Annotated in this window: 16 protein-coding genes and 5 pseudogenes; 4 read left to right on the top strand and 17 right to left on the bottom strand. The window is 31.2% G+C overall.

Annotation, left to right across the window (positions count from 1 at the left end):
- Positions 1 to 168: 168 nt before the first annotated feature.
- Complete coding sequence (locus tag JFU23_RS00355) at positions 169 to 516, bottom strand: winged helix-turn-helix transcriptional regulator (protein ID WP_085311273.1); 348 nt, start codon at positions 514 to 516, stop codon at positions 169 to 171.
- A 186-nt stretch (positions 517 to 702) separates the two neighbouring features.
- Between JFU23_RS00355 and JFU23_RS00350 the strand changes: the two genes are divergently transcribed.
- The gene (locus tag JFU23_RS00350; protein ID WP_201031049.1) at positions 703 to 1,419 is read left to right on the top strand and encodes an SDR family oxidoreductase; all 717 of its coding nucleotides are present in this window, start codon (positions 703 to 705) and stop codon (positions 1,417 to 1,419) included.
- Positions 1,420 to 1,559: 140 nt separating this feature from the next.
- Here the strand turns inward: JFU23_RS00350 and JFU23_RS00345 are convergent, their stop codons facing one another.
- The 12 genes and pseudogenes from JFU23_RS00345 to yqeK form a co-directional block, all read right to left on the bottom strand.
- Positions 1,560 to 2,372 carry a MerR family transcriptional regulator gene (locus tag JFU23_RS00345; protein ID WP_201031048.1) on the bottom strand — a complete coding sequence of 271 codons (813 nt, stop codon included), beginning with the start codon at positions 2,370 to 2,372 and terminating at the stop codon, positions 1,560 to 1,562.
- 130 nt (positions 2,373 to 2,502) lie between these two features.
- Complete coding sequence (locus JFU23_RS00340; RefSeq protein WP_201031047.1) at positions 2,503 to 3,963, bottom strand: serine hydrolase domain-containing protein; 1,461 nt, start codon at positions 3,961 to 3,963, stop codon at positions 2,503 to 2,505.
- 1 nt (position 3,964) lies between these two features.
- Positions 3,965 to 4,480: a DUF1129 domain-containing protein gene (locus JFU23_RS00335; RefSeq protein ID WP_201031046.1), complete on the bottom strand. Its 516-nt coding sequence runs from the start codon at positions 4,478 to 4,480 to the stop codon at positions 3,965 to 3,967.
- Positions 4,477 to 4,818 carry a PadR family transcriptional regulator gene (locus JFU23_RS00330; protein ID WP_002085418.1) on the bottom strand — a complete coding sequence of 114 codons (342 nt, stop codon included), beginning with the start codon at positions 4,816 to 4,818 and terminating at the stop codon, positions 4,477 to 4,479. Before JFU23_RS00330 ends, JFU23_RS00335 begins: the two co-directional genes overlap by 4 nt.
- 445 nt (positions 4,819 to 5,263) lie before the next feature.
- Entirely contained in the window at positions 5,264 to 8,434 is a 3,171-nt protein-coding gene (locus JFU23_RS00325; protein WP_201031045.1) for an ATP-binding cassette domain-containing protein, read from the bottom strand.
- Between the two features lie 78 nt (positions 8,435 to 8,512).
- Positions 8,513 to 9,007 carry an SRPBCC family protein gene (locus JFU23_RS00320; protein WP_201031044.1) on the bottom strand — a complete coding sequence of 165 codons (495 nt, stop codon included), beginning with the start codon at positions 9,005 to 9,007 and terminating at the stop codon, positions 8,513 to 8,515.
- A gap of 441 nt (positions 9,008 to 9,448) precedes the next feature.
- Positions 9,449 to 10,009: pseudogene (locus tag JFU23_RS00315) on the bottom strand (class I SAM-dependent methyltransferase).
- A gap of 195 nt (positions 10,010 to 10,204) precedes the next feature.
- Positions 10,205 to 11,053, bottom strand: coding sequence for a GNAT family N-acetyltransferase (locus JFU23_RS00310; protein ID WP_201031043.1), 849 nt, complete (start codon positions 11,051 to 11,053; stop codon positions 10,205 to 10,207).
- A 102-nt stretch (positions 11,054 to 11,155) separates the two neighbouring features.
- Entirely contained in the window at positions 11,156 to 11,791 is a 636-nt protein-coding gene (locus JFU23_RS00305; RefSeq protein WP_201031042.1) for an SDR family oxidoreductase, read from the bottom strand.
- A gap of 16 nt (positions 11,792 to 11,807) precedes the next feature.
- Positions 11,808 to 12,518, bottom strand: coding sequence for a 5'-methylthioadenosine/S-adenosylhomocysteine nucleosidase (mtnN, locus tag JFU23_RS00300; RefSeq protein WP_044440808.1), 711 nt, complete (start codon positions 12,516 to 12,518; stop codon positions 11,808 to 11,810).
- Between the two features lie 24 nt (positions 12,519 to 12,542).
- A pseudogene (locus JFU23_RS00295) lies at positions 12,543 to 13,216 on the bottom strand (DUF3885 domain-containing protein).
- A gap of 13 nt (positions 13,217 to 13,229) precedes the next feature.
- Positions 13,230 to 13,837 (bottom strand): annotated as a pseudogene (gene yqeK, locus JFU23_RS00290) (bis(5'-nucleosyl)-tetraphosphatase (symmetrical) YqeK).
- A gap of 197 nt (positions 13,838 to 14,034) precedes the next feature.
- Here yqeK and JFU23_RS00285 point away from each other — a divergent pair.
- From JFU23_RS00285 to JFU23_RS00275, 3 genes and pseudogenes are all read left to right on the top strand, one after another.
- Complete coding sequence (locus JFU23_RS00285; protein WP_002016575.1) at positions 14,035 to 14,730, top strand: response regulator transcription factor; 696 nt, start codon at positions 14,035 to 14,037, stop codon at positions 14,728 to 14,730.
- Positions 14,720 to 15,877, top strand: a complete 1,158-nt coding sequence (locus JFU23_RS00280; RefSeq protein ID WP_201031041.1) for a sensor histidine kinase — start codon at positions 14,720 to 14,722, stop codon at positions 15,875 to 15,877. Before JFU23_RS00285 ends, JFU23_RS00280 begins: the two co-directional genes overlap by 11 nt.
- A 181-nt stretch (positions 15,878 to 16,058) precedes the next feature.
- Positions 16,059 to 17,073 (top strand): annotated as a pseudogene (locus JFU23_RS00275) (D-alanyl-D-alanine carboxypeptidase family protein).
- Between the two features lie 58 nt (positions 17,074 to 17,131).
- Here the strand turns inward: JFU23_RS00275 and JFU23_RS00270 are convergent.
- The 4 genes and pseudogenes from JFU23_RS00270 to ltrA all read right to left on the bottom strand — a co-directional run.
- Positions 17,132 to 17,365 (bottom strand): annotated as a pseudogene (locus tag JFU23_RS00270) (DinB family protein); the annotation flags it as partial.
- 20 nt (positions 17,366 to 17,385) lie between these two features.
- Entirely contained in the window at positions 17,386 to 17,946 is a 561-nt protein-coding gene (locus JFU23_RS00265; protein WP_201031039.1) for a nucleoside/nucleotide kinase family protein, read from the bottom strand.
- A 46-nt stretch (positions 17,947 to 17,992) separates the two neighbouring features.
- On the bottom strand, positions 17,993 to 18,508 hold the full coding sequence (locus tag JFU23_RS00260; RefSeq protein ID WP_201031038.1) for a GNAT family N-acetyltransferase: 516 nt from the start codon (positions 18,506 to 18,508) through the stop codon (positions 17,993 to 17,995).
- Between the two features lie 215 nt (positions 18,509 to 18,723).
- Entirely contained in the window at positions 18,724 to 19,917 is a 1,194-nt protein-coding gene (gene ltrA / locus JFU23_RS00255; protein WP_242483470.1) for a group II intron reverse transcriptase/maturase, read from the bottom strand.
- Between the last annotated feature and the right edge of the window lie 403 nt (positions 19,918 to 20,320).

The raw sequence follows: 20,320 nt of genomic DNA, 5'->3' as shown, positions 1-20,320 counted from the left end.
CAGCCCCGAACAACTAGTTACTTCGAACGATACAGCATTTCATCTATATCACCTCATCTGGAAGACTGCATATATAATAACCTATAACACTATTTAATTATATATTATAAAATAAAAATTATTAAAACGATATGTTTCGACAAATCCCATTTAGTTTACATAATAATATTATAGTTTATTTTTATCGATATATTCTAAATGTCCTCTTCCCCAACCACACATACTATCCAAAACAATACTGACTGTTTTTCCATGCTCAGTTAAGCTATATTCCACTTTAGGTGGTATTTCTTGATAAATTTCGCGTTTTATTAGTTCATCGTGCTCTAATTCACGAAGCTGCTTCGCTAATGTTCCTTGAGAAATGCCTGGTATTAATCGCTTTAATTCACCAAACCGTTTCGTTCCATCTGTTAATAATATAAATAAAATGAGTGGCTTCCATTTCCCACCGATTATTTGTAATGTCGCTATTACCCCTTTTAATTTCGGTTCCTCTAAATTCACTTTCCTCACCACTCCCCTCAAATCATAAATTATAATGCGTAATTTTTTATATTATGTATCCATATAACAAGCGATTAGTACGAAATTTGCGACTATGTACATATAAAGTGCGTACTTTTCACTTGCAATCTTTTAGCGAATAATAAAAGCATAGCAGTTTTATTTTAAAGTTTTTATTAAAGGAGGGGCTAAAATATGTCTATTACTACATTAAAAGATACTCGTATCGTTATCATTGGTGGAAGCTCTGGTATTGGATTAGTAACAGCAAAACAAGCAATCGAACAAGGCGCACATGTTATTATTGCAGGACGCTCGGAAGAAAAATTAAAAATTTCTCGAGAATTAATAAATAACAACCATCTTCAAACTTATGTATTGGATAATCAAAATAAAGAGCAATTACAAGATTTTTTCAAGACAGTTGGGAATTTTGATCATTTATTCACACCGGGAGCCTCTTACACACTTGGACCAATAACCGCTACAGAGGAAATTGCTGAAAGCAGCTTTATCGGAAAGTTTTGGCCACAATATTACGCCGTAAAATATGCGATTCCTTTTCTTTCAAACTCTGGATCTATCGTGTTAATGTCCGGTGCATTTAGTCAAAGACCACTTAAAGGTGCACCTGCTTATGGCGCTTGTAATGGTGCTATTGAAAGCTTAGGGAAAGCTTTAGCTGTTGAATTAGTTCCTATTAGAGTTAATATTGTTTCTCCTGGAACGATACGAAGAGAGAATGAACAAAATGAGAAAAGACTAGCTGCTTATGAAGATTATAAATCTCTTTCTCTTTTACAGAGACCTGGGTATAATGATGAAATTGCACATACTGTCCTGTATTTAATGCAAAATGGTTTTACTACAGGTAATGTATTATTTCCTGATGGAGGATACACATATCATTAATTTATAACAATTCAATGCCTCCTTAGATTAACTAGTATTAAGGAGGCTATTATGGTTAATCAACGAGTCCTTTGTGCTAAATATTTTCAGATGGAAATAAAGTAAAAAAGGCATATACGATGCCTTTTTTACTTTATTGTTTATTTGTTTATCGGATAACAAACCTCTGTAACCCACTTATTAGGATCTGATTCCATCGCTGGACTAACGTGATAAATATTAAACATCGGTCCAGCTAATTCATAACCTTCCGTTTCAATCCATTTTGCTGCCGCCTCATTTACAGCTGTCATTTGTTCATAACTTCCGTTAACTGTTATTGAAGCTACATAGGATGGATCTATCTTTTTGAAATTAACATCTTTTGTATTTTCATGCTCCCCTAAAATATTTATCTGTATTTCTACATCCACATCATTTTCCTTATATTCTTGATCATGGAATGTAGCAATACTATAACTCGGATTAGCTATACTAATATTTTTAACATTAATTTCTTGCATCAATACACTCCATAAATCCCCTTCGCAATTATACGATGGAATAACCTTTCTAACACTTGCTACATTTCTTTCTGGAATTTCTTTTAATGAAACATGATAGTTCATTTCAATAACATCCTCTCTCATCGTTTTCATTGAGTCTTCGAGGAGACGTAATTGTTTTTTGAGATCGTCCATTTCTTCCTTTACTTGAGCACTACGATTTTCAAATTGTGACTTTATTACTTCAATATTTTCACTCTCTACTAATTCTTTAATAGTGGCAATATTAAATCCCATATCTTTTAACACTTGAATTTGATTTACTTTCTTTAATTGGGCTGCTGAATAAAATCGATAACCACTTTGCTCATCGACTTTTACTGGTTGTAATAATTCCACTTTATCGTAATGTCTCAACATACGTATGCTAATGGAAGAAAGTTTTGAAAAATCCCCTATTTTGAACATTAGTTCCTCCTATTTATTACAATTATTCGAAGCTCAACTTAAGCTTAAACAATGACATTGTGTGAGAGTCAACTATTTATAACAGCTTAAACAATTATTTAATGTATTATATTTATATAATTAAAAGCTCTTACGACTTATTTACCAATTCGCTTTTCAACGCAATATATATTGATATTAATCCATTTACATTCAATAAAGTAACTATAATACTAATGAGCAACGCTACATCTGGAGAAAACGTTTTAATCGTCTGCCACGGTGAATTTGTACTATAAATAAGAAGTGGAATTAAAGTAATAGATAATATTAGAAATAAACTCCCTAGAAAAAGCCAGGTCATTTTTTTACAAATTTTCTTACGTTTATACTTTATTATTAACATAATTGCTGTAATGAAAAGTGCGAATATTAATATTGACATACCAATTTGAACTATTGGTATATTTTTTGGTATATCAACCGGTTCTTCACCATTCAAAATATTAATAATTCCTTTTTTAAATTCTGGTAGTGATGCTTCTTCTAAAACATGATTTTTATTCGTTAAAATCACAACACCCCAGCCAGTTTCATTTAAAATAAATATTTCTGCATGTGAATCAGGAGTTGAGCCTGAATGCCAAACCATCTTTTCGTTTCCATTTATATTTGTTGTCCTCAGTCCAAAACCATAATATTTCGCTGAATCTATTTTATATAATGGAGATAAATAAAGATCCATACTATCTTTATTTAAAAATTGTGTATGCTCTTGGTGATTCAAAAACTTAATGAATTGAATCATATCTTCTAGATTTGCTGTAATATATCCATATGGTGTCCCACCATTATCATACGACACCGTACTTTTTCTTGGTATTCCAAACCATGATTGATAACCTGTTAAATAACCCTTTTTATAAGAATCTTCACTATTTGCTGCTGCACCATTCATTCTTAATGGCTGAAAAATTTGCTTCTCCATATAAGTAGAGTATGTCTCTTTTGAAACTTCCTCAATAAGTGCACCAAGAACGAGATAATTTGCATTACTATATTGATATTTTTGTCCTGGGGGAGCAGTTAATGTTACATTCGACAGTTTCATTACATTTTCTTTTATTGCCGTAGTAGTCTTTGATTGCTTATCTGATAATGCTAAACCTTCATAGGTACTCATTCCACTTGAATGTGTTAGTAGATGTTGGATTGTTATATTTGAGGCCGATTGATTATCTTTTACTTTAAACCAAGGAAGATGTTGTTGAACTGAATCCTCTAAATTTATTTTTTTATTTTCTATTAACTTCACTATAGCTAGACCAGTTAAAGATTTACTTATTGATCCAATTGCAAATGGTGTTTTACTAGTTATCTTTTTTTCAGATTCTCCAGTAACCCCCCATAATTTTGTGTAAAATACATCTCTATTATGTACAATAGCTACTGAAGCCCCTGGAATTTTATGTTCCTTTAAAAATTTTTCAATATAAATATCTAAAGTAACTCTAATATTTTGCTGAGCGTAAACTTTTGAATGTGCAATACATAACATTAATACATTACAAACTATACAAATTAGAAACAATTTATATTTCGATATCTTCATCTTAATGTACTTCGGATAACTTTCTTTTTTTATAAATTACTAAAATTATAGATATTAATAAAGAAACCATTAAACTAATCATTATTAATATAGAGTTCCACCATTGATTTTCTGCTATTCGATATAAAAGATTAAAATTAAAGTTATTTTCACTGTCGGTTGAATTAAGGGATTCAGTTAAAAATATTGAAAGTGTAGTTTGTGAAATGAGGTATGTAATAAATGCGACGAATATACCAATTATGATTAATGTATTAGATTTTTTATTTATATTTTGAAGTTGTTTCATTTTCACTCGCAGATCAATTTCATTTATCTCCAAAAAGTCTTGAACAAATAATTGAGGCGTTCCTAGGTCATTTATACTTTCCTCACCATGTTCACGACATTCTTGGATATGCTCTAAAATTTGTTGTTTAATATTTTCCCTTTCTTCTAAACTTATATCGTATTGCTTTAATTCCTTAAGTACGCCAGTTAAAAATTGCTGTTCTTTACCTTTTAATTCACTCCTCATTTCAGAAGGTCTCCTTTCAAACCACTCTTTAATAATATTTTAATATCAGATTGCAACTCTAACCATTCATTAACTTTCTTCTCAAGACGCAATTTTCCATTTTCATTAATTTCGTAATAAATCCTAACTTTACCACTATCCGTCACCTCTTGATAAGTATTAACCCACTCTTGATTTTTCAGTTTAGTTAAAATGGGATAAATACTTCCTACTCCTTTCAATTTTAAATTATGTACTTCGAGTTCTTTCATAATTTCATAACCATAACTTTTCTTTGTAGACAAAATAGACAATACACACATTTCTAAATTCCCTTTAATTAAACTTGTTCTATCCATAGGATAAATTTAACAGAAATATATACTTCATTCAAGTATATATTTCTGTTAAATTTAAAGAATCAGAAAAACCTCAGATTCTTTTCATCTAATTAGATATAGATATCAGAGTTTTATTTATCACCCCGAAAAAATCATTTTTATATAATAATAATTATATAATAAATTATTATTATTAAAGTGTTAACACTCCATCTCACCGATGTAGAGTTCCTACTAAAACTTAATAAAAACATATTTAATCATGTTTGCCCACCTGCTATATCTTTCAACTTATAATTTACAAATAAATTCTTTAAGTATTACAAGTGACTTTTTTTAAATCTTTTGTCAAAATAAATTAAAATTTTAAAATCAACAAGTTCTTCTCCAAACAAAAACTCACTTGCAAATTATTGCAAATGAGTTTTTAATCACTTACTGACCACTATTTTTTATTCTTAATTTAATTATTTTTCTCAAGACATTTATAAACCGCCATCATATCTCGTTTATCCAACTCACGAATTCGATTAAATATTAGAATGTCTGCAACATCCTCAGTTCGTAAGCTTTCATCCACAACATCACTAACTTTTCCAGTTAACCATGTTTGCACATCTATTCCATCAACAATTTCTTTAAGTCCTTCATCGTTAATACCACTTGCATTACAAGTTATACATGGAATTGTTAATTTAAACACGCCATCATGTAGATTATCTTCGGTTATAACTTTCTTTCCGTTACAGAATGGACACGGGTTGCTTTTTTTAATTTTATTAATTTGGGTAATTAATTTTTTGTAACCAAATGCTTCGTATACATATGTTAGTTTTTTATATTTACCATTTGTGAAATACTTATCTATAATGGTTTCTCTTGTTTCATAAACATTAGGAAAATCACAAATAGTTACTTGATTGTTGAAGCAGATGGATTCTATATTTCCTTTTATTTCGTCCCAGAATGGTAAAACATTTTGTAACACCATTTCATAATTTGAAAAGCTTGCTTGTTCTAATTCAAACATTTTCAGTGCGACTTGTATATTTCTAGGTAATAAAGAAACATCTTCTGTCATAATCATATCGTCACCTACGATAGATTTCAACTTGACGAGTACAGGCAAATCTCCTACAATTTTTAATACTTCGCTAAGCGGCTGATTAATAATTTCACGAATATCTGTATCTCCAAAATTAAGTGGTTTGTGGTGATTTAATAAAGTCCCCTTACAAATTGGACATGTCATCATTTCTTTAGAAGTCTTAATATCTTCTTTAATAGCTGCTTTTGAAATAACAATATACCCGCCAATAATCGTATTAAATCCTACCCATGTTCTACGTGTCTTTCCTTTCTTATCATAAAAGGACTTATCAAAATAGCCGTACCAAAATGTATGTTTCTCTTCCTCAGACATATCATTATAGCTTTTCGTCAAATCATGACCAAGCTCATTTTTAATTTCTTCAAATAGAAATTCTATTTTTTCATATTGATAAAATTTTAATACTTTCATGATTTCCGGATCGAATAGACCATCCCAAAATGGAACGTTTTTATCTTGAATTGTAATTTCTTTATCAAAAACTTCAATTTGAAGACGTCCAGAACAAGATGGGCAATGATTATCCTGAGAATAGAAATCGAAACTTCTCGTATCTTTATTAGTCGGATGAGCAGCTACAATATGATTGATCAATCCACCAATTTCATATAAGAAACTATATTGACTATACAAATGTCTTTCGAGATCAATAGCAACAACAGGTGCCATTGTATCAGATTCATATTCACCATAAATTAATCGTGCCATTGATGATAAGCTTTTTAAAATACCACCCTTATAAACGTTTTCAGCATTTTTAAAATAGTTAATATGATTTGCTTTTAAATAGTGAACTCCTTCTTTACGCTTAAGCGTTGAAGAAATGTGTATTTGTTCAGCATTATTCACACTGCTTTTTTGACGATAATAATCCTCATGACTTACTACATCAAGATGCTCTATAGATTCAACCTGTCTTTTTCCAAAATCGACAATATAATCAGAGCTTTCTAGCATGTAACTGTTATGCTCAATCATTATGATAGTGACTGATTCATCTTGCAATATCCCTCTAACACTATCTATAAATTGATTTAAAATATTTTGCGATAAACCTTTTGAAGGCTCATCAAAAATAAACAATGTATGTGGATTTCTTGTTTTTGCAAATAACTCAGAAACTAAATGAACACATTGAAACTCACCCGTTGATAATGTTTGTGTTTTTCTTTCTAATGTTAAATAGCCCAGTCCTAATTTGATTAGTAGGCTCAAGCGTTTATACGCAATATCTTCGTTTGGAATTTCATCAATAATATCCTCAATTGAGCGCTCAAAAATATCATCAATTTCTTCACTATACTTTGTCAGTTTCTTTTTAATATCTAAGAAAGTTGCTACAGTTGATCGACTTGTAATCGATTGGTTTCGATCTTGCCCTACCATAACTAGTTTATCTTTTGGATATCGTTTCAAGAAATCTGTAGCTAAACACTCATTGACAAGTGTAGATTTCCCGCATCCAGACTCTCCTGTAACAGTTACAAGTCTATTTTTAGGAATCTGAAACTCAGTCATTTGGATATTTCGGCAATATAATTCATGGAATGTATAATATTCTGTTGGCATTTTGTAATTTCGTTCCGATAGTATTGGCTTTGGCCTTGGTGATTCTTTTACGATTTTTCCACCATATTTTCCACTACCAGGTCCGAAGAACAATTGCTCATCTGTTGTATCCAGTACTGTATCTGAATGATCAATGAGCCAGATTTGATTTTTACACCCTAATTGCTTGATTTCTACTAATATTTGCAACAATGTTTCATTATCAAGTCCAACTGAAATCTCATCAATAATAATTACAGTATTTTCACTAACTGCCATGAATTCAGCTAAGTAAAGTCGTGTTAATTCTCCACCTGACAACGTACCCATAATTCGATTTAATGTTAAATAACCAATGTTCATATTGATAATATTTTGCAATATATGTTGTTTTGCTTCACTGATATTTAATTCTTCTGCTAATGAAAGAATAGATTCAACACTTAAATCGTTAATATCCGAAATTGTATGTGATTTAGCAAATAACTCAATAGTACGTTGTTCAACTTCTTCACTATAACGTTTCCCTTTACATTTTTCACACTCAATATTTTTAGTAGTACCACGCCCTTTACAGCCAGCACACCAACCTAATTGATTATTAAATGAAAAGACTTCAGGTGAAAGATTAAATTCTTCCGCTAGTTTTTCACGAATCTCTTTAAAAACACCTGTATGAGTACCAATCGTCGAACGCGGATTGGAAGAAATTGATGATTTTCCTAAAAAAAGTACTAAAGGCATTTCCTCCATCTTAATGGCACTAAAATTAGTTTCCATAATATTAGGAAATAAATATTGATATTCAGCCTTTGGCAATAAGGAAACTAGACGCTTCTTTGATTCTTCACCAATTGTTTGACAAAGAGTTGTTTTTCCAGATCCAGATAAACCAGCAATACCAAGTGATTTATTAAATGGAATTACAGTATCAAGTTTATTTATGTTATTAGCAATTAATTGATTTACTTTCATATTAACCTCTATTCTTATTGTTTTAAAAATCATTTTTATAAGATAATAATTATATAATAAATACCATGAATTTAATCCCTAATCTTTCAACTTATCAACCTTAAACTCATCAACCTTAACCTTATAATTATCAAACCAATATTCCCACTCATCTTTTGAAAACACCTTCTCTTCTCCTTCTAAAACGGAAGAAAAAAGATCTAAACAAATATGCCAACCAGCTATATCTTTCGGTGTATGATCAGTTAATTCCTGAATGTATTCTTTAAGAAGTAAAAGAGAACCATTTTCCTCTTTATGTATTTCAAATCGGACACGATCTTTATCCCATGTGAATTCAAGTACTGAATTTAGTTGGCACTCTAAAATATCAATATTTAAAAATGAACCATCCATCATGTCGAACTTTATAATTCCACCTGTTTTAAGATTTTCAATCTGTAAATTAGACATCCATTTTTTAAGCTTGCTGTTTTCAGTTAAAACAGACCAAACTTCCTCTATTGTATAAGAAAATTGGCGTTCAAATTTCACAATATAGCCGTCAGTTTGTTTCTCTATTTCAGCCAACATATTTATTGCCTCCTACTTGCATATAGAATATATGTTCTTATTTTATTTTACACGAATTTATGTATAAAAGAAATCTCTATGGCAATGAAATATTAATTTAATGTGTGAATGGTAATTTGAACATTGATTTATTATATATTCTCTCCATATGTTTATTACAATAGGCGTACCTCAACATTTCCACAAAAAAATTCAACATGAGAAAACGTTGATTTATTTATTTTATATAATATTTCCATTAAATATTTAAAAGCAATTTCCTTTAAGATAAATGGTGTTAATAAGAGCTAATATAGTATTCAAATCAAGTTATGTAATGTTCAAAATCACTTATTATGTATGTCTAATTCCTTGCTAAACGTAGGTTTACAAAAAAAATAAAAAAAGCCGCATTTGCGACTCATGAACTGATAGAACTAACACCTATTTTAGGTGAATGACTTACCTTTTAATCGCGTCAACAATTAGCGATGGAAAACCCAGTTTATCGCCTCTATTTCTAGAATCATACCTTTTCGAACGGAAAATAACGCCGTCATTCGCATCCCATTCTGTGTAATAAAATTGACCATTTTCATCACAATATTCAAGTAAAACTACCTCAAATCCAGCAATTTCAAACATTTTCGTTAATGTTTTATAATTATGTACGATTTTATGGCTTGCAGCTGGGTGGTCTTTCGGGCCAGGGCCGCCTATTTGAACTATATTTTGTTAGGTTTCATCTCGGAAAAATGCATCAGGCACTCCGCACCGAATATGACCTGGTGGCTTTAAAAATTTATAACAAATTTCAGCTGCTTTTACACCTTCTTCAAAAGTAAGATGTTCCCATACATGCTCTGCTAAAATAGCTGAAATGGAATTGTATTCAAATCTTTCTTCCCAAGTGGTATTGTTTAGTAAATTAAGTTCATCTTCTTGCGTTTGAACCCAACCTGGATTATTATTAAATACTCCAGCTCCGACTACTACTTTAATTTCGTCTTGCTTAATTGCCATCACTTTCACCTCATAAATCTTTTAATGTATTAATATATTCTATGGTTACTATATTTTTTCCTTCTTCAACTAAAGTGCCAGTTAGTTCAATAAGATAGATAACAAAACTTCTGTTGTTTTTACTTATCCTCCCACATACAGCAAAAACGTTTATAGTACAAAATAAAAAGCGAAAAGAATAATTCCCTCCGCTTTTTATAGCAATAAATACATTTCATATTGTGCTAAAGAATTCTTTTCAAATCCAGATTTCTTTAAAAACCCTTCCAGTAAATTGTTGTTTGGAAACCCAATTGATAAACTTGATAACTTTAATTCTTCACTTGCTACCTGTAATAATTTCGTCCCAACACCAATATTTCTATAATCTTTTTCTATGAAAATAAAACTAATTTTTCCTTGTTCATTTACACATACAGAACCTTTTATATCACTATCAACATATGCACCGTAAAATGTATGATTTGTTTTTTCGATATAATCAATATCATTTTGCCAATTTATATGGAAGTTTAGCCATTTCTGAATTTCAACTTTAAATGTTGGAAATTCTAATTGTATTACTTCAATATCTCTATTTCCTTTATTCATTATTTTAGTTAAATCATTTAAATTATAGTAAGAAAGATCATATACTTTTTCATAACCTAATTTGTTATAAAAATGAATCGCCCGATCGTTTCCTACAATAACTTCAAGAAAAAGCTGCTTACATTTATTTTGTGTCGCTTCTTCTTTATGTAACTCAAATAACTTTTGACTTACACCAATACCTCGAAATTCTGGATGAACAGCTAATGTTCCGCAGCGCATTGTTTTTATACTTTCATATACCTTAATACCACCAAGTATTACACCAACACATTTGTCACCGTCTAACGCAATAAAGGAGTGTTCTAGCGAGTTACCTTCTGGTCCCAAAAACCGTTGTACAAAATCCTCTTTTGAAACTTCCATTTTAATAATATAATCAGAAAAACCATCTTTAAACGCTTCATATACTAAATCAATATTTACTTCATTACACCTTTTATATTGAATCATATAGAATTATCCTCCACTTACTTGTATTAAACTCAACATTCAAACACATGAAATAAACTATTACCACTATATCCATTATTCTTTAATTTTTAACGATATCTCTTAATTTGAAATGAGCGGACACTTTCCTATATATCTTTCACTATTAATTTGTTTTATTACAAACGGTGCAATATCCCCATTTTGAATTTTGATTCCTGGCATATCTACTAAACTCTCTTTAATATCACCAATCCCATTTCCCTCTATAACAAACGGTAATCTAACAATTGTCCAATCTACATCACTACTTTGTATAATTTCCAATTCTTTATATTTATCCCTCATCATCTTTGGAAGAAATAATTGAAACAAATTAGCCCCTATTTTATTTACAATTCCCTTCTGATCTCCTTCTACATTTAAGGAGCCTCCAGAAATAAGAATATAACGTTTTATTTCATATTCTTTCATTACTTTTAAAATATGCTTCGTAACTGTGCTAAAAATATAAGGTTCATTTTTCGGTTGTCCCACCGCATTAATTACAGCCCTACAACCTTTAAGTAATTCTTGTATTGTAGAAAGATCACGGGCATCCCCAATAATAGTCTCTATATTTTCATTAGTTATCCTCATATTTTCAGAAGTTCTCGTTAATATTTTTGCTTGATATCCCTTTTCTAACGCATGATTTACGATGAATTTTCCAGCTTTACCATTCGCACCAAGAATTGCTATTTTATTTGTAGCTTCCAATATTAAAACCCTCTAACTATCTATTATTTACTACAGTAATCTCATAAACACGTAAAAAAGTAATTAAATGCTCACATGCTCGTTCACATGCTAACATTTTAAAAACCTTTTGTTCTTCTTTCGTTTTGTCATTCGCTTGATCTGAGGCAGCTTTTAAACATAGGAATGGTTTTTTATTTACATGACATACATAAGCAAATGCTGCCACTTCTTGATCAACGGCTAAAGCACCGTATACAGTATGAAGTAAATACCTCATTTCTGAACTTCGAATACGTTGATCTCCAGATAGAAATGTACCAAAATGGACCGGGTCATACGAACGCAATTTCTTCATTCGTTTTACGAGTGATTTAGTTGTTTCAATAGGTGCCGTTCTACCATCATATAGATTAAAACTATCTTCTCCTGAACCAGCCGCTGTAACATCATGCTGTAAAGTATTAAGAGCTACAACGATGTGTCCATTTTTCACCTTATCTGATAAACTCCCGCAAATCCCTGTCATAAATAACTGGTCTGGCTGGAATTCACTTATTAATAGTTGTACACAACTAGCACAACTTACTTTACCGACACCAGTTACAACTGAAATAACTTCTAATTCATTAATAGAATGAAAATGAAATTCCCAAGCTGCTATTTTTTCTACACGCTCACTTGGATAATGTTGATGCAAATACGTAAGCTCTGGTTCCCATGCAGATACAATTGCGATCCTTTTCATTACACACTTCACTTCCTCCTATTTTCATGTAAATAAGTCATCTATACTCTCTCGTTCATATTCTTGTATCCACTCTTTATACTTCTCATATAACTCCCGTATCTTTTCTTTATTCTTCGCAATTACTTCACATCCTCTATCATCATAAATAAACATGATAATATCCTTTGTTACATTTATAAAAAATACATCTGGATATGAAATTTCTTTTTTCGCCCTAAGCGTGGACGTAGGTCAGGGAAATCTTCATGATTAGCTGCTTGAATAAGCGGTTCATATTTAATATCTTCAGCAAGACATTTTAAAGAAAATTGATATGTACAATATAAGTCAGCTTCTTCATCTTCAAATAGAAAAGGGAATGTTTCTTGTCTTATATGAAACTTTAAACCCCTCTTTTTAATAAACCTATTGTATACATTTATTTTCTGCGCATTTTTTATATTTTCCTGTTTAAATCGATAAACATTTGTGACTAAAAAGACGGCATCTTCTTTTGAAAATATATCTTTAAATAGACTTTTATTATACCTATATAGTTGTGTGAAATATTCCATATTATAAGTGTTACCATCTTCTTTAAATTGATATTTATCTTTCCCAAAATCAAAATGCAGATGTTTTTCCCACTGAGAGTATATGTACGGTACTAACGTAACTCCTGGGAATGTTTGATTCATATATTCTTTTAATTGCATTTTTATACCCTTTCTACTCTACAATTTCTTTTAAATGCCAATATGCTTCTTCTAGCCACGGATGTATGACTTTTAATGTATCTTTTCTTTCCCACAAATATGAAATATATACAAAAGCAGCATGTTCCAAAGATTTTTCCAATCCTTTTTTACCTCAATTAAATATGACGGTGTCCCTATTTGATCCCATTCTAATTTATCAGCAATAAATAATACTAAATCCATCTTTGTTGCATGTTTATGCAACGTAGTGTGGCAACAGATAGCATTTAAAACTTCTTTATCTTCTACTTTAAATACCTCTTTTGCAATTAATCTCGATAATTTTTGGTGAATAATCATTGGAAATTCTCGTTCTTCTTGTAATATTTCTATGCCAAATTCTTCAGCAACTGCAATCCGCTCCTCATTCGGAAAGATTGCACTAATATCATGTAAACACCCTGCAATCGCTGCTTTTTCTTCATCTTCATAAAATATTTTCGCAATTTTTCTCGCCTCATTTGCCAAACGAATTGAATGTTTATATGTAAATTCTTTATTGTATTTTAATAGAAAAGCTTTAATATCATTTTCTATTTTTCCAGTTGGAGTAAATGAATATATATCATTATATAACATAGCAAGTCCCCCTCATAACTATCTTTCAGTATAATGTGGAGTTTAAATATCCTTCTTATTTTATATTCGTTATGAATGTTTTAATTCCTTTTTAATACGATACATGAAATTTTATGTAGAAACATTACTACAAAATACATAAATGTTTGATATTATAGTAATGTTGATTAATTGTAAGGAAAGGAACTAACTATAAAATGAATAAAAACATATTAATTATTGATGATGATAAAGATATTGTAGAATTACTGGCTGTTTATTTACGAAATGAAGGTTATAACATTTATAAAGCTTATGATGGTGATGAAGCATTACAAATGATATGTACATATGAAGTTGATCTTATGCTTTTGGATATTATGATGCCAAAACGAAACGGATTGGAAGTTTGTCAAGAAGTGCGTGAAAATAATACTGTACCTATCCTTATGCTTAGTGCAAAGGCTGAAGATATGGATAAAATTTTAGGACTTATGACCGGCGCAGATGATTATATGATTAAACCGTTTAATCCACTAGAATTAGTGGCTAGAGTGAAAGCTTTATTACGAAGATCCTCTTTCCAAAATGCTACTTCCCAAAAGAATGAAGATGGTATTATTCGTATTCGTTCTGTTGAAATACATAAACATAATCATACTGTTAAAGTAAATGGAGAATATATTAAACTCACCTCTATCGAATTTGATATTTTATATTTACTAGCGAGTAATACTGGAAGAGTATTTAGCTCTGAAGAGATATTCGAACGAGTTTGGAATGAAGACGGTTATGGTTCTAATAAAACGGTAATGGTCCATATTAGTAATTTACGCGATAAACTTGAAACCGTAATGAATGGTGAAAAACTAATTCATACGGTTTGGGGAGTAGGATATAAAATTGAGAAATGAAGCATTTGATATATTAAAAGATATACCAAAGTGGAAGCTTATTTTTTGGCTTTTATTAGCTATCACTCTTACACCAATTACCGAATTAATTATATTTCGCCTCGTAACGAGTGTAATTGAGAGTTCACTTACTCTAAGCGAACTAGGAAAAGAATTCATTAGAATTTTTGGCCATGAAAAATATATTGGATTAAAAGAGTCTTTATGGATGATGATTGTATCTTATTTGTTTTTATTTTCTATTTTCTCATCCTATTTATACATTTTTTATCGTCATGAAAGAAAGGTTTACTATGAAACTTGTATAAAAAAAATGATTGAAGAGATTCGGTATATTGCAAGTGGAAACTTTAATCATAAAGTTTCCATCGTACACCATAATTATTTAGAAGAACTGGCAACTGGGGTCAATCAAATTATTGAGCAATTAAAAGTTTCGATTGATGAAGAAAGACAGGCAGAACAAGCAAAAAGCGAACTTATTACAAATGTATCACATGACTTACGAACCCCTCTTACATCTATAGTTGGATACGTAAATTTAATCCATCATGATAATTATAGAGATGAAGTAGAATTACGATACTATATTCAAGTCATTTACGATAAAGTAACTCGTCTTAATGCATTAATGAATGACTTGTTTGAATATACACGCGTTCAAAATAAGGAGTTAAGTTTATATTCTGTTCCTATTGATATTGTAGAATTGCTTGGACAATTAACTGTCCAATTTCGGATACAGCTTCAAGAAGCTAATATTGAATGTCGCCCTTCTTTCCCATCTCAAAAGCTAATGGTACTAGCTGATGGGGATAAATTAGTCCGTGTGTTTGAAAATCTAATCATAAATGCTATTACTTATGGAAATGATGGAGATCATATTGATATTACTGCTTACGAAAGCAATAACATGATTACAATTGATATAACAAATTACGGACAACCTATCCCTAGTACTGATTTACCTCATATTTTTGAACGTTTTTATCGTGTTGAAAAATCACGTTCAACAAACACTGGTGGATCTGGGCTCGGATTAGCAATTGCAAAAAGTATTGTTGAATTGCATAAAGGAACAATTGAAGTATATAGCGATGATAAAAAAACAACTTTCACTGTAAAATTACTCCCTTATAAAGCTTAATACCACATATTTATAGGTTCAATTTTTTATCATATAAGAAATTGAACCTTTTATATTCCATCAATATCCAAAATTAAAGAATTCCTTAAAATTCTTTAGAAATTCTTTACCTTTTCTTTCTTCCTAATTAAGCATTCCTTTTTACAATAATATTATTGATGTAATAGTAGGAGGATCGCTAATGCAATTCTTGAAAAAAATAACAATTTTATTATTATCTTTTCTTATTACTGCACTTATCGTTTTATATTTTTATCTTTATGTAAATGATCCAATTATTCAAGCTAAATCAGCTATTTTAATAGATACTAATTCTGGTGAGATTGTTTATAAAAAAATGAAGAAACTCCTATACAATCAGCTACTTTATCTAAATTAATGACAGAGTATATCGCACTGGAACAACTGAATGAAGGAAAAATACAGTTAGATGAATTGGTAAAAATAAGTAACGAAGTTTTCCGAGCAGAAACGAGTCCTATACAAATAACTTCGAAAGATAAAACGACGGTTCGTGATCTACTTCATGCATTGTTTTTGACAGGGAATAATCGTTCCGCACTTGCCCTTGCAGAACACATTGCTGGAAACGAAGATAACTTTACACTTTTAATGAATGACAAAGCAAAACAACTAAAGTTATCACAACCATCCCCGTTTCTAAATGCTACTGGAATTAATAACGATACGAATAAACAATCAACTACAACATCGATAGACGTCGCTAAACTAGCAACACAATTAGTAAAAGACTTTCCAGATGTATTGAATGTTACGAAACTAACCTCTTACCAATTTACCTTCAAAGATTCAAAAGTTTTCAATACAAATAAAATGATATATTCCCTTAATAAAAACATTAAACTCCAAGGTGTTGACGGCTTACAAACTAGTTTTTCAACTAATGGTAATTATAGTTTTGTCAGTACAGCCACACGAGGAGATACTAGACTTATTTCAGTAATATTAGACGCCGGTGATGAAAACAGTACTTTTATTGAAACAAAAAAGTTACTTCAGTACGGTTTTGATCCTTCCTCGTACTCTGCACTCCAAGCTTTTAAAGATGCTGTTACATCTTGGACAATATTGTTTCAGTTTAAAAATTTAATCATACAAACGATTATGATCTTTTTCATCATTACAATCTTAATGTTTATATATATACGTCAAAAAAAGCCGAGGATTTTAATTAAGAAATCTTCTTATATATAAAAACCGACTTGTGTTTACACTGCAAGTTGGTTTCTAAATCTACAATCCTCTTCCAATTAAATTCGCTGAAACGGGCTGAAGATTTAATTCTCTTGCCCATATAGATATCTGACCAATATGATGAATTTCATGTACAATTACATGCCTTAAAACTTCACCGTATTTATATGATCTATCTGTCCATGAAGCTTTCAATATTTTTGATTCGAAGTCGCCAGACCATAACTGCAAAAACTTATCTAATTCTCTTCTATATAAATCAGATAATGACTTGTACATATCGTTTTATACATTTAACCATTCACAATCACTTCTCTTCGATTAAGTTCCTCTATTATTTGATCAATTATTTCACTTATAGATAAAGATCCATCCAATACAATATCCGAATTCGGCTTAACAGTATGAATTGCCTCTAAATAAGCTTTTCTCGCATGTGTCATGTAATGTTTCAAATTATTATGTATTTCACTCATTGTATCTTCTTTAAAATCTCTCAAAATTCTTCTAGCCAACGCAATATCTAAAGGTGTATCGATAAATATAGTTACATCAATGAATTGTCCCACTTCTCTATTTAAGTATGCAAAAGGATAATCTACAATAATATAATCTAAACTACTATCTTGTATAGAACGCTGAATATCATTCATTAGCGGTGTAAGTACCCATTCATCGTAATTAGCTCCATCATCAATCCATTTACAAAGATCAACCGGACAGTTATCAAATTTATATCTATCAAAATATAGAGCCTTTGAGTTTTTCAACTCATGAGCTAAACTTTCTGTAATGGTAGTTTTACCGCCCACTGAAACAGCTGCAATTGAAATTATTTTTGTTTTTTTATTCACGATTCCCACCAAACCCCTTTTGTTAACATAATATAATTATAAAACACTATTTTTTATTGTTCCATTCATATTCTAACATACTCATTTCCCATAAATTCCAATACGTTTCTCCTACTTTTTTTGACTCTCTTAATAAACCTTCTTTTACAAAACCTATTTTTTCGTAACAAGAAATAGCTGACTTATTAAAGTCATAAACACCAAGAGTTACTCTATGTAGTTTTAATTCTTCAAAAGCAATACGAAGTACGGCTTTCATCATATGTTTCCCTATAGAACGCCCTCTCATTTTCGTATTACCAACTAGCACTTTTCCAATTCTAGCAGACTTATTTATATTATCTATTTGTCCAAGAGAAATATGACCAATAACTGCTTTAGTCTCTTCATCCATTATTTTGAATGCCAGTGTGTTTGCACATTCTGTATATTTCTCTAATTGCTGTTCATTTAAAGGATATGTGAATGCATTTCCCGACCATTGTATTAAAAATTCTTCGGAATTAATCCAATTTATTAATTGTTTGAAATCAGTTCTTGTAAATTGTTTCAGCTTGATCACTCTCATTCTCCTTTCACACAACCTTTTATACACCTTCAAATTTATTTCTATATGAAAAATATATTCCCTTTTAAACTTAGAGTAGAAAACTGAAACAGAAAAGGGATGGCTTTGCCATCCCTTTTCTGTTTCAGCTTCCCCTCATCAAACCGTACGTGAGGTTTTCCCTCATACGGCTTTCCGATGTTCTTCCTTCTTTGGCGTTCAGTTTTGTTCTATCCTCCTACTTTCACGAGTGTATATGTTGTTTTCTTCATCAAGTCCTTGATACGACCATGTTTCTTTCGAACATTTCTTTTCTTATTCCAAAAAAGGTTAAGTCGTTCTAGGACGTACCAGTCTATTTTACAGAGCCACCTCTGTCCAATTGAAGATAAGCTATAATAATTCTTGAATCCTTGCAGAATTTTATTTAAACCTTTCACCATCTCTTCCAATTGTAGATACAGTTTGTTCCTCGGCTCTGTGTATCTTTTAATGCGTTCCCGCATTTTCTTCATGGCTTTCTGGCTCGGAATATGTGCCATCACATGCACTTTCTTCCCGCCTTTCACATGTTTAGGGTATTTTCGGTGGTGAAATCCTAGAAAATCAAATCCCTCGTTTCCATCCCACGTATTCACTAGCTTCGACTTTTCTGTATGGATTGTAAGTTCTAACTTATTCATAATGGATTGTAGTATCCGAATACTCTCTAATGCTTGTTGTTTTGTTTGACATACGCTGACAAAGTCATCCGCATATCGAATTAGTTCCCCCAAATGTTTACACTTCTTTTCCCAAATGGTATCCATATAGTTTAAATATATATTAGAAAGTAATGGAGATATCACGCCACCTTGTGGTGTACCTAATGTCGTTTCATGAAATTGCGCATGTTCCATGATTCCCGCTTTCAACCATTTTCTAATGAGTTTTAACACTCTTCGGTCACTGATTCTTCTTTCTACAAGCCTCATTAATTTGTCATGATTAATATTGTCAAAGTATCCTTGTATGTCTACATCTACAATCCAATGAGATGTTTTACTCGCTTTCCGTATCTTCGATATCGCTTGATGTGCGTTTCGTTTCGGGCGAAATCCATACGAACAGTCTTGAAAATCGGCTTCGAAGATGGGTTCTATCACCAATTTCGTTGCCATTTGTACAACCCTATCCTTGATCGTGGGAATTCCAAGCGGTCTTTGTTTTCCATCACCTTTTGGAATATACATTCTTCTTACAGCTTGTGGATGGTAGGATTTACTTTTCAATTCTATATATAATTCATTGAGAAAGTTTCGTTCTCCATATTGATACACGATTTCTTCAATCGTCTGTCCATCAATTCCACCGCTCCCTTGATTCCGTTTTACCCTTCTCCATGCTTCAGCCAATATGTCAGGACGATATATTTTGTCATACAACGCGTGAAACCTACGATTTGAACTTTCTTTGGCACAAAGATATAAAGTCTTCCAAAGTTCTTAAGCTTTTACATCAGTGTAGTTAGCTAGTTTTCCAGCATTCACTCACTCTTACCTCCTTCCAACTTATGAACAAAGTAGAGGTCCTTCCCTACATAACGTTGTGTTGTCGTTATGATATTCAGTACTATGACCTCCTCCGACTCCCTCTTTACAGTCCACCATTTCGTATATGCTTATAGGTTTCCTCTCTCCTTTCTGAAAGAAAGGGCAAAGGAGGGTCTCCCCAGTTCCAGACACTACTTTCTCAACATACCGCCCTCCGTACCCCGAGGGATTCTTCGATGTCGTATTTCCAAGTTCTTCACATCTTCCATGGTCTTCGCCCATATTCACCAGGCTC

It is taken from the genome of Bacillus sp. TH50, from assembly GCF_016650565.1.
Lineage (GTDB): Bacteria > Bacillota > Bacilli > Bacillales > Bacillaceae_G > Bacillus_A > Bacillus_A mycoides.
Note: the sequence above shows the minus strand (reverse complement) of the source record. Positions and strands in the feature narration are given on the sequence as shown.

Excerpts from the sequence above, each read along its gene's own strand:
- JFU23_RS00350 (WP_201031049.1), top strand. The coding sequence starts at position 703 with ATGTCTATTACTACATTAAAAGATACTCGTATCGTTATCATTGGTGGA.
- JFU23_RS00345 (WP_201031048.1), bottom strand. The coding sequence starts at position 2,372 with ATGTTCAAAATAGGGGATTTTTCAAAACTTTCTTCCATTAGCATACGT.
- JFU23_RS00340 (WP_201031047.1), bottom strand. The coding sequence starts at position 3,963 with ATGAAGATATCGAAATATAAATTGTTTCTAATTTGTATAGTTTGTAAT.
- JFU23_RS00335 (WP_201031046.1), bottom strand. The coding sequence starts at position 4,480 with ATGAGGAGTGAATTAAAAGGTAAAGAACAGCAATTTTTAACTGGCGTA.
- JFU23_RS00330 (WP_002085418.1), bottom strand. The coding sequence starts at position 4,818 with ATGGATAGAACAAGTTTAATTAAAGGGAATTTAGAAATGTGTGTATTG.
- JFU23_RS00325 (WP_201031045.1), bottom strand. The coding sequence starts at position 8,434 with ATGAAAGTAAATCAATTAATTGCTAATAACATAAATAAACTTGATACT.
- JFU23_RS00320 (WP_201031044.1), bottom strand. The coding sequence starts at position 9,007 with ATGTTGGCTGAAATAGAGAAACAAACTGACGGCTATATTGTGAAATTT.
- JFU23_RS00310 (WP_201031043.1), bottom strand. The coding sequence starts at position 11,053 with ATGATTCAATATAAAAGGTGTAATGAAGTAAATATTGATTTAGTATAT.
- mtnN (WP_044440808.1), bottom strand. The coding sequence starts at position 12,518 with ATGAAAAGGATCGCAATTGTATCTGCATGGGAACCAGAGCTTACGTAT.
- JFU23_RS00285 (WP_002016575.1), top strand. The coding sequence starts at position 14,035 with ATGAATAAAAACATATTAATTATTGATGATGATAAAGATATTGTAGAA.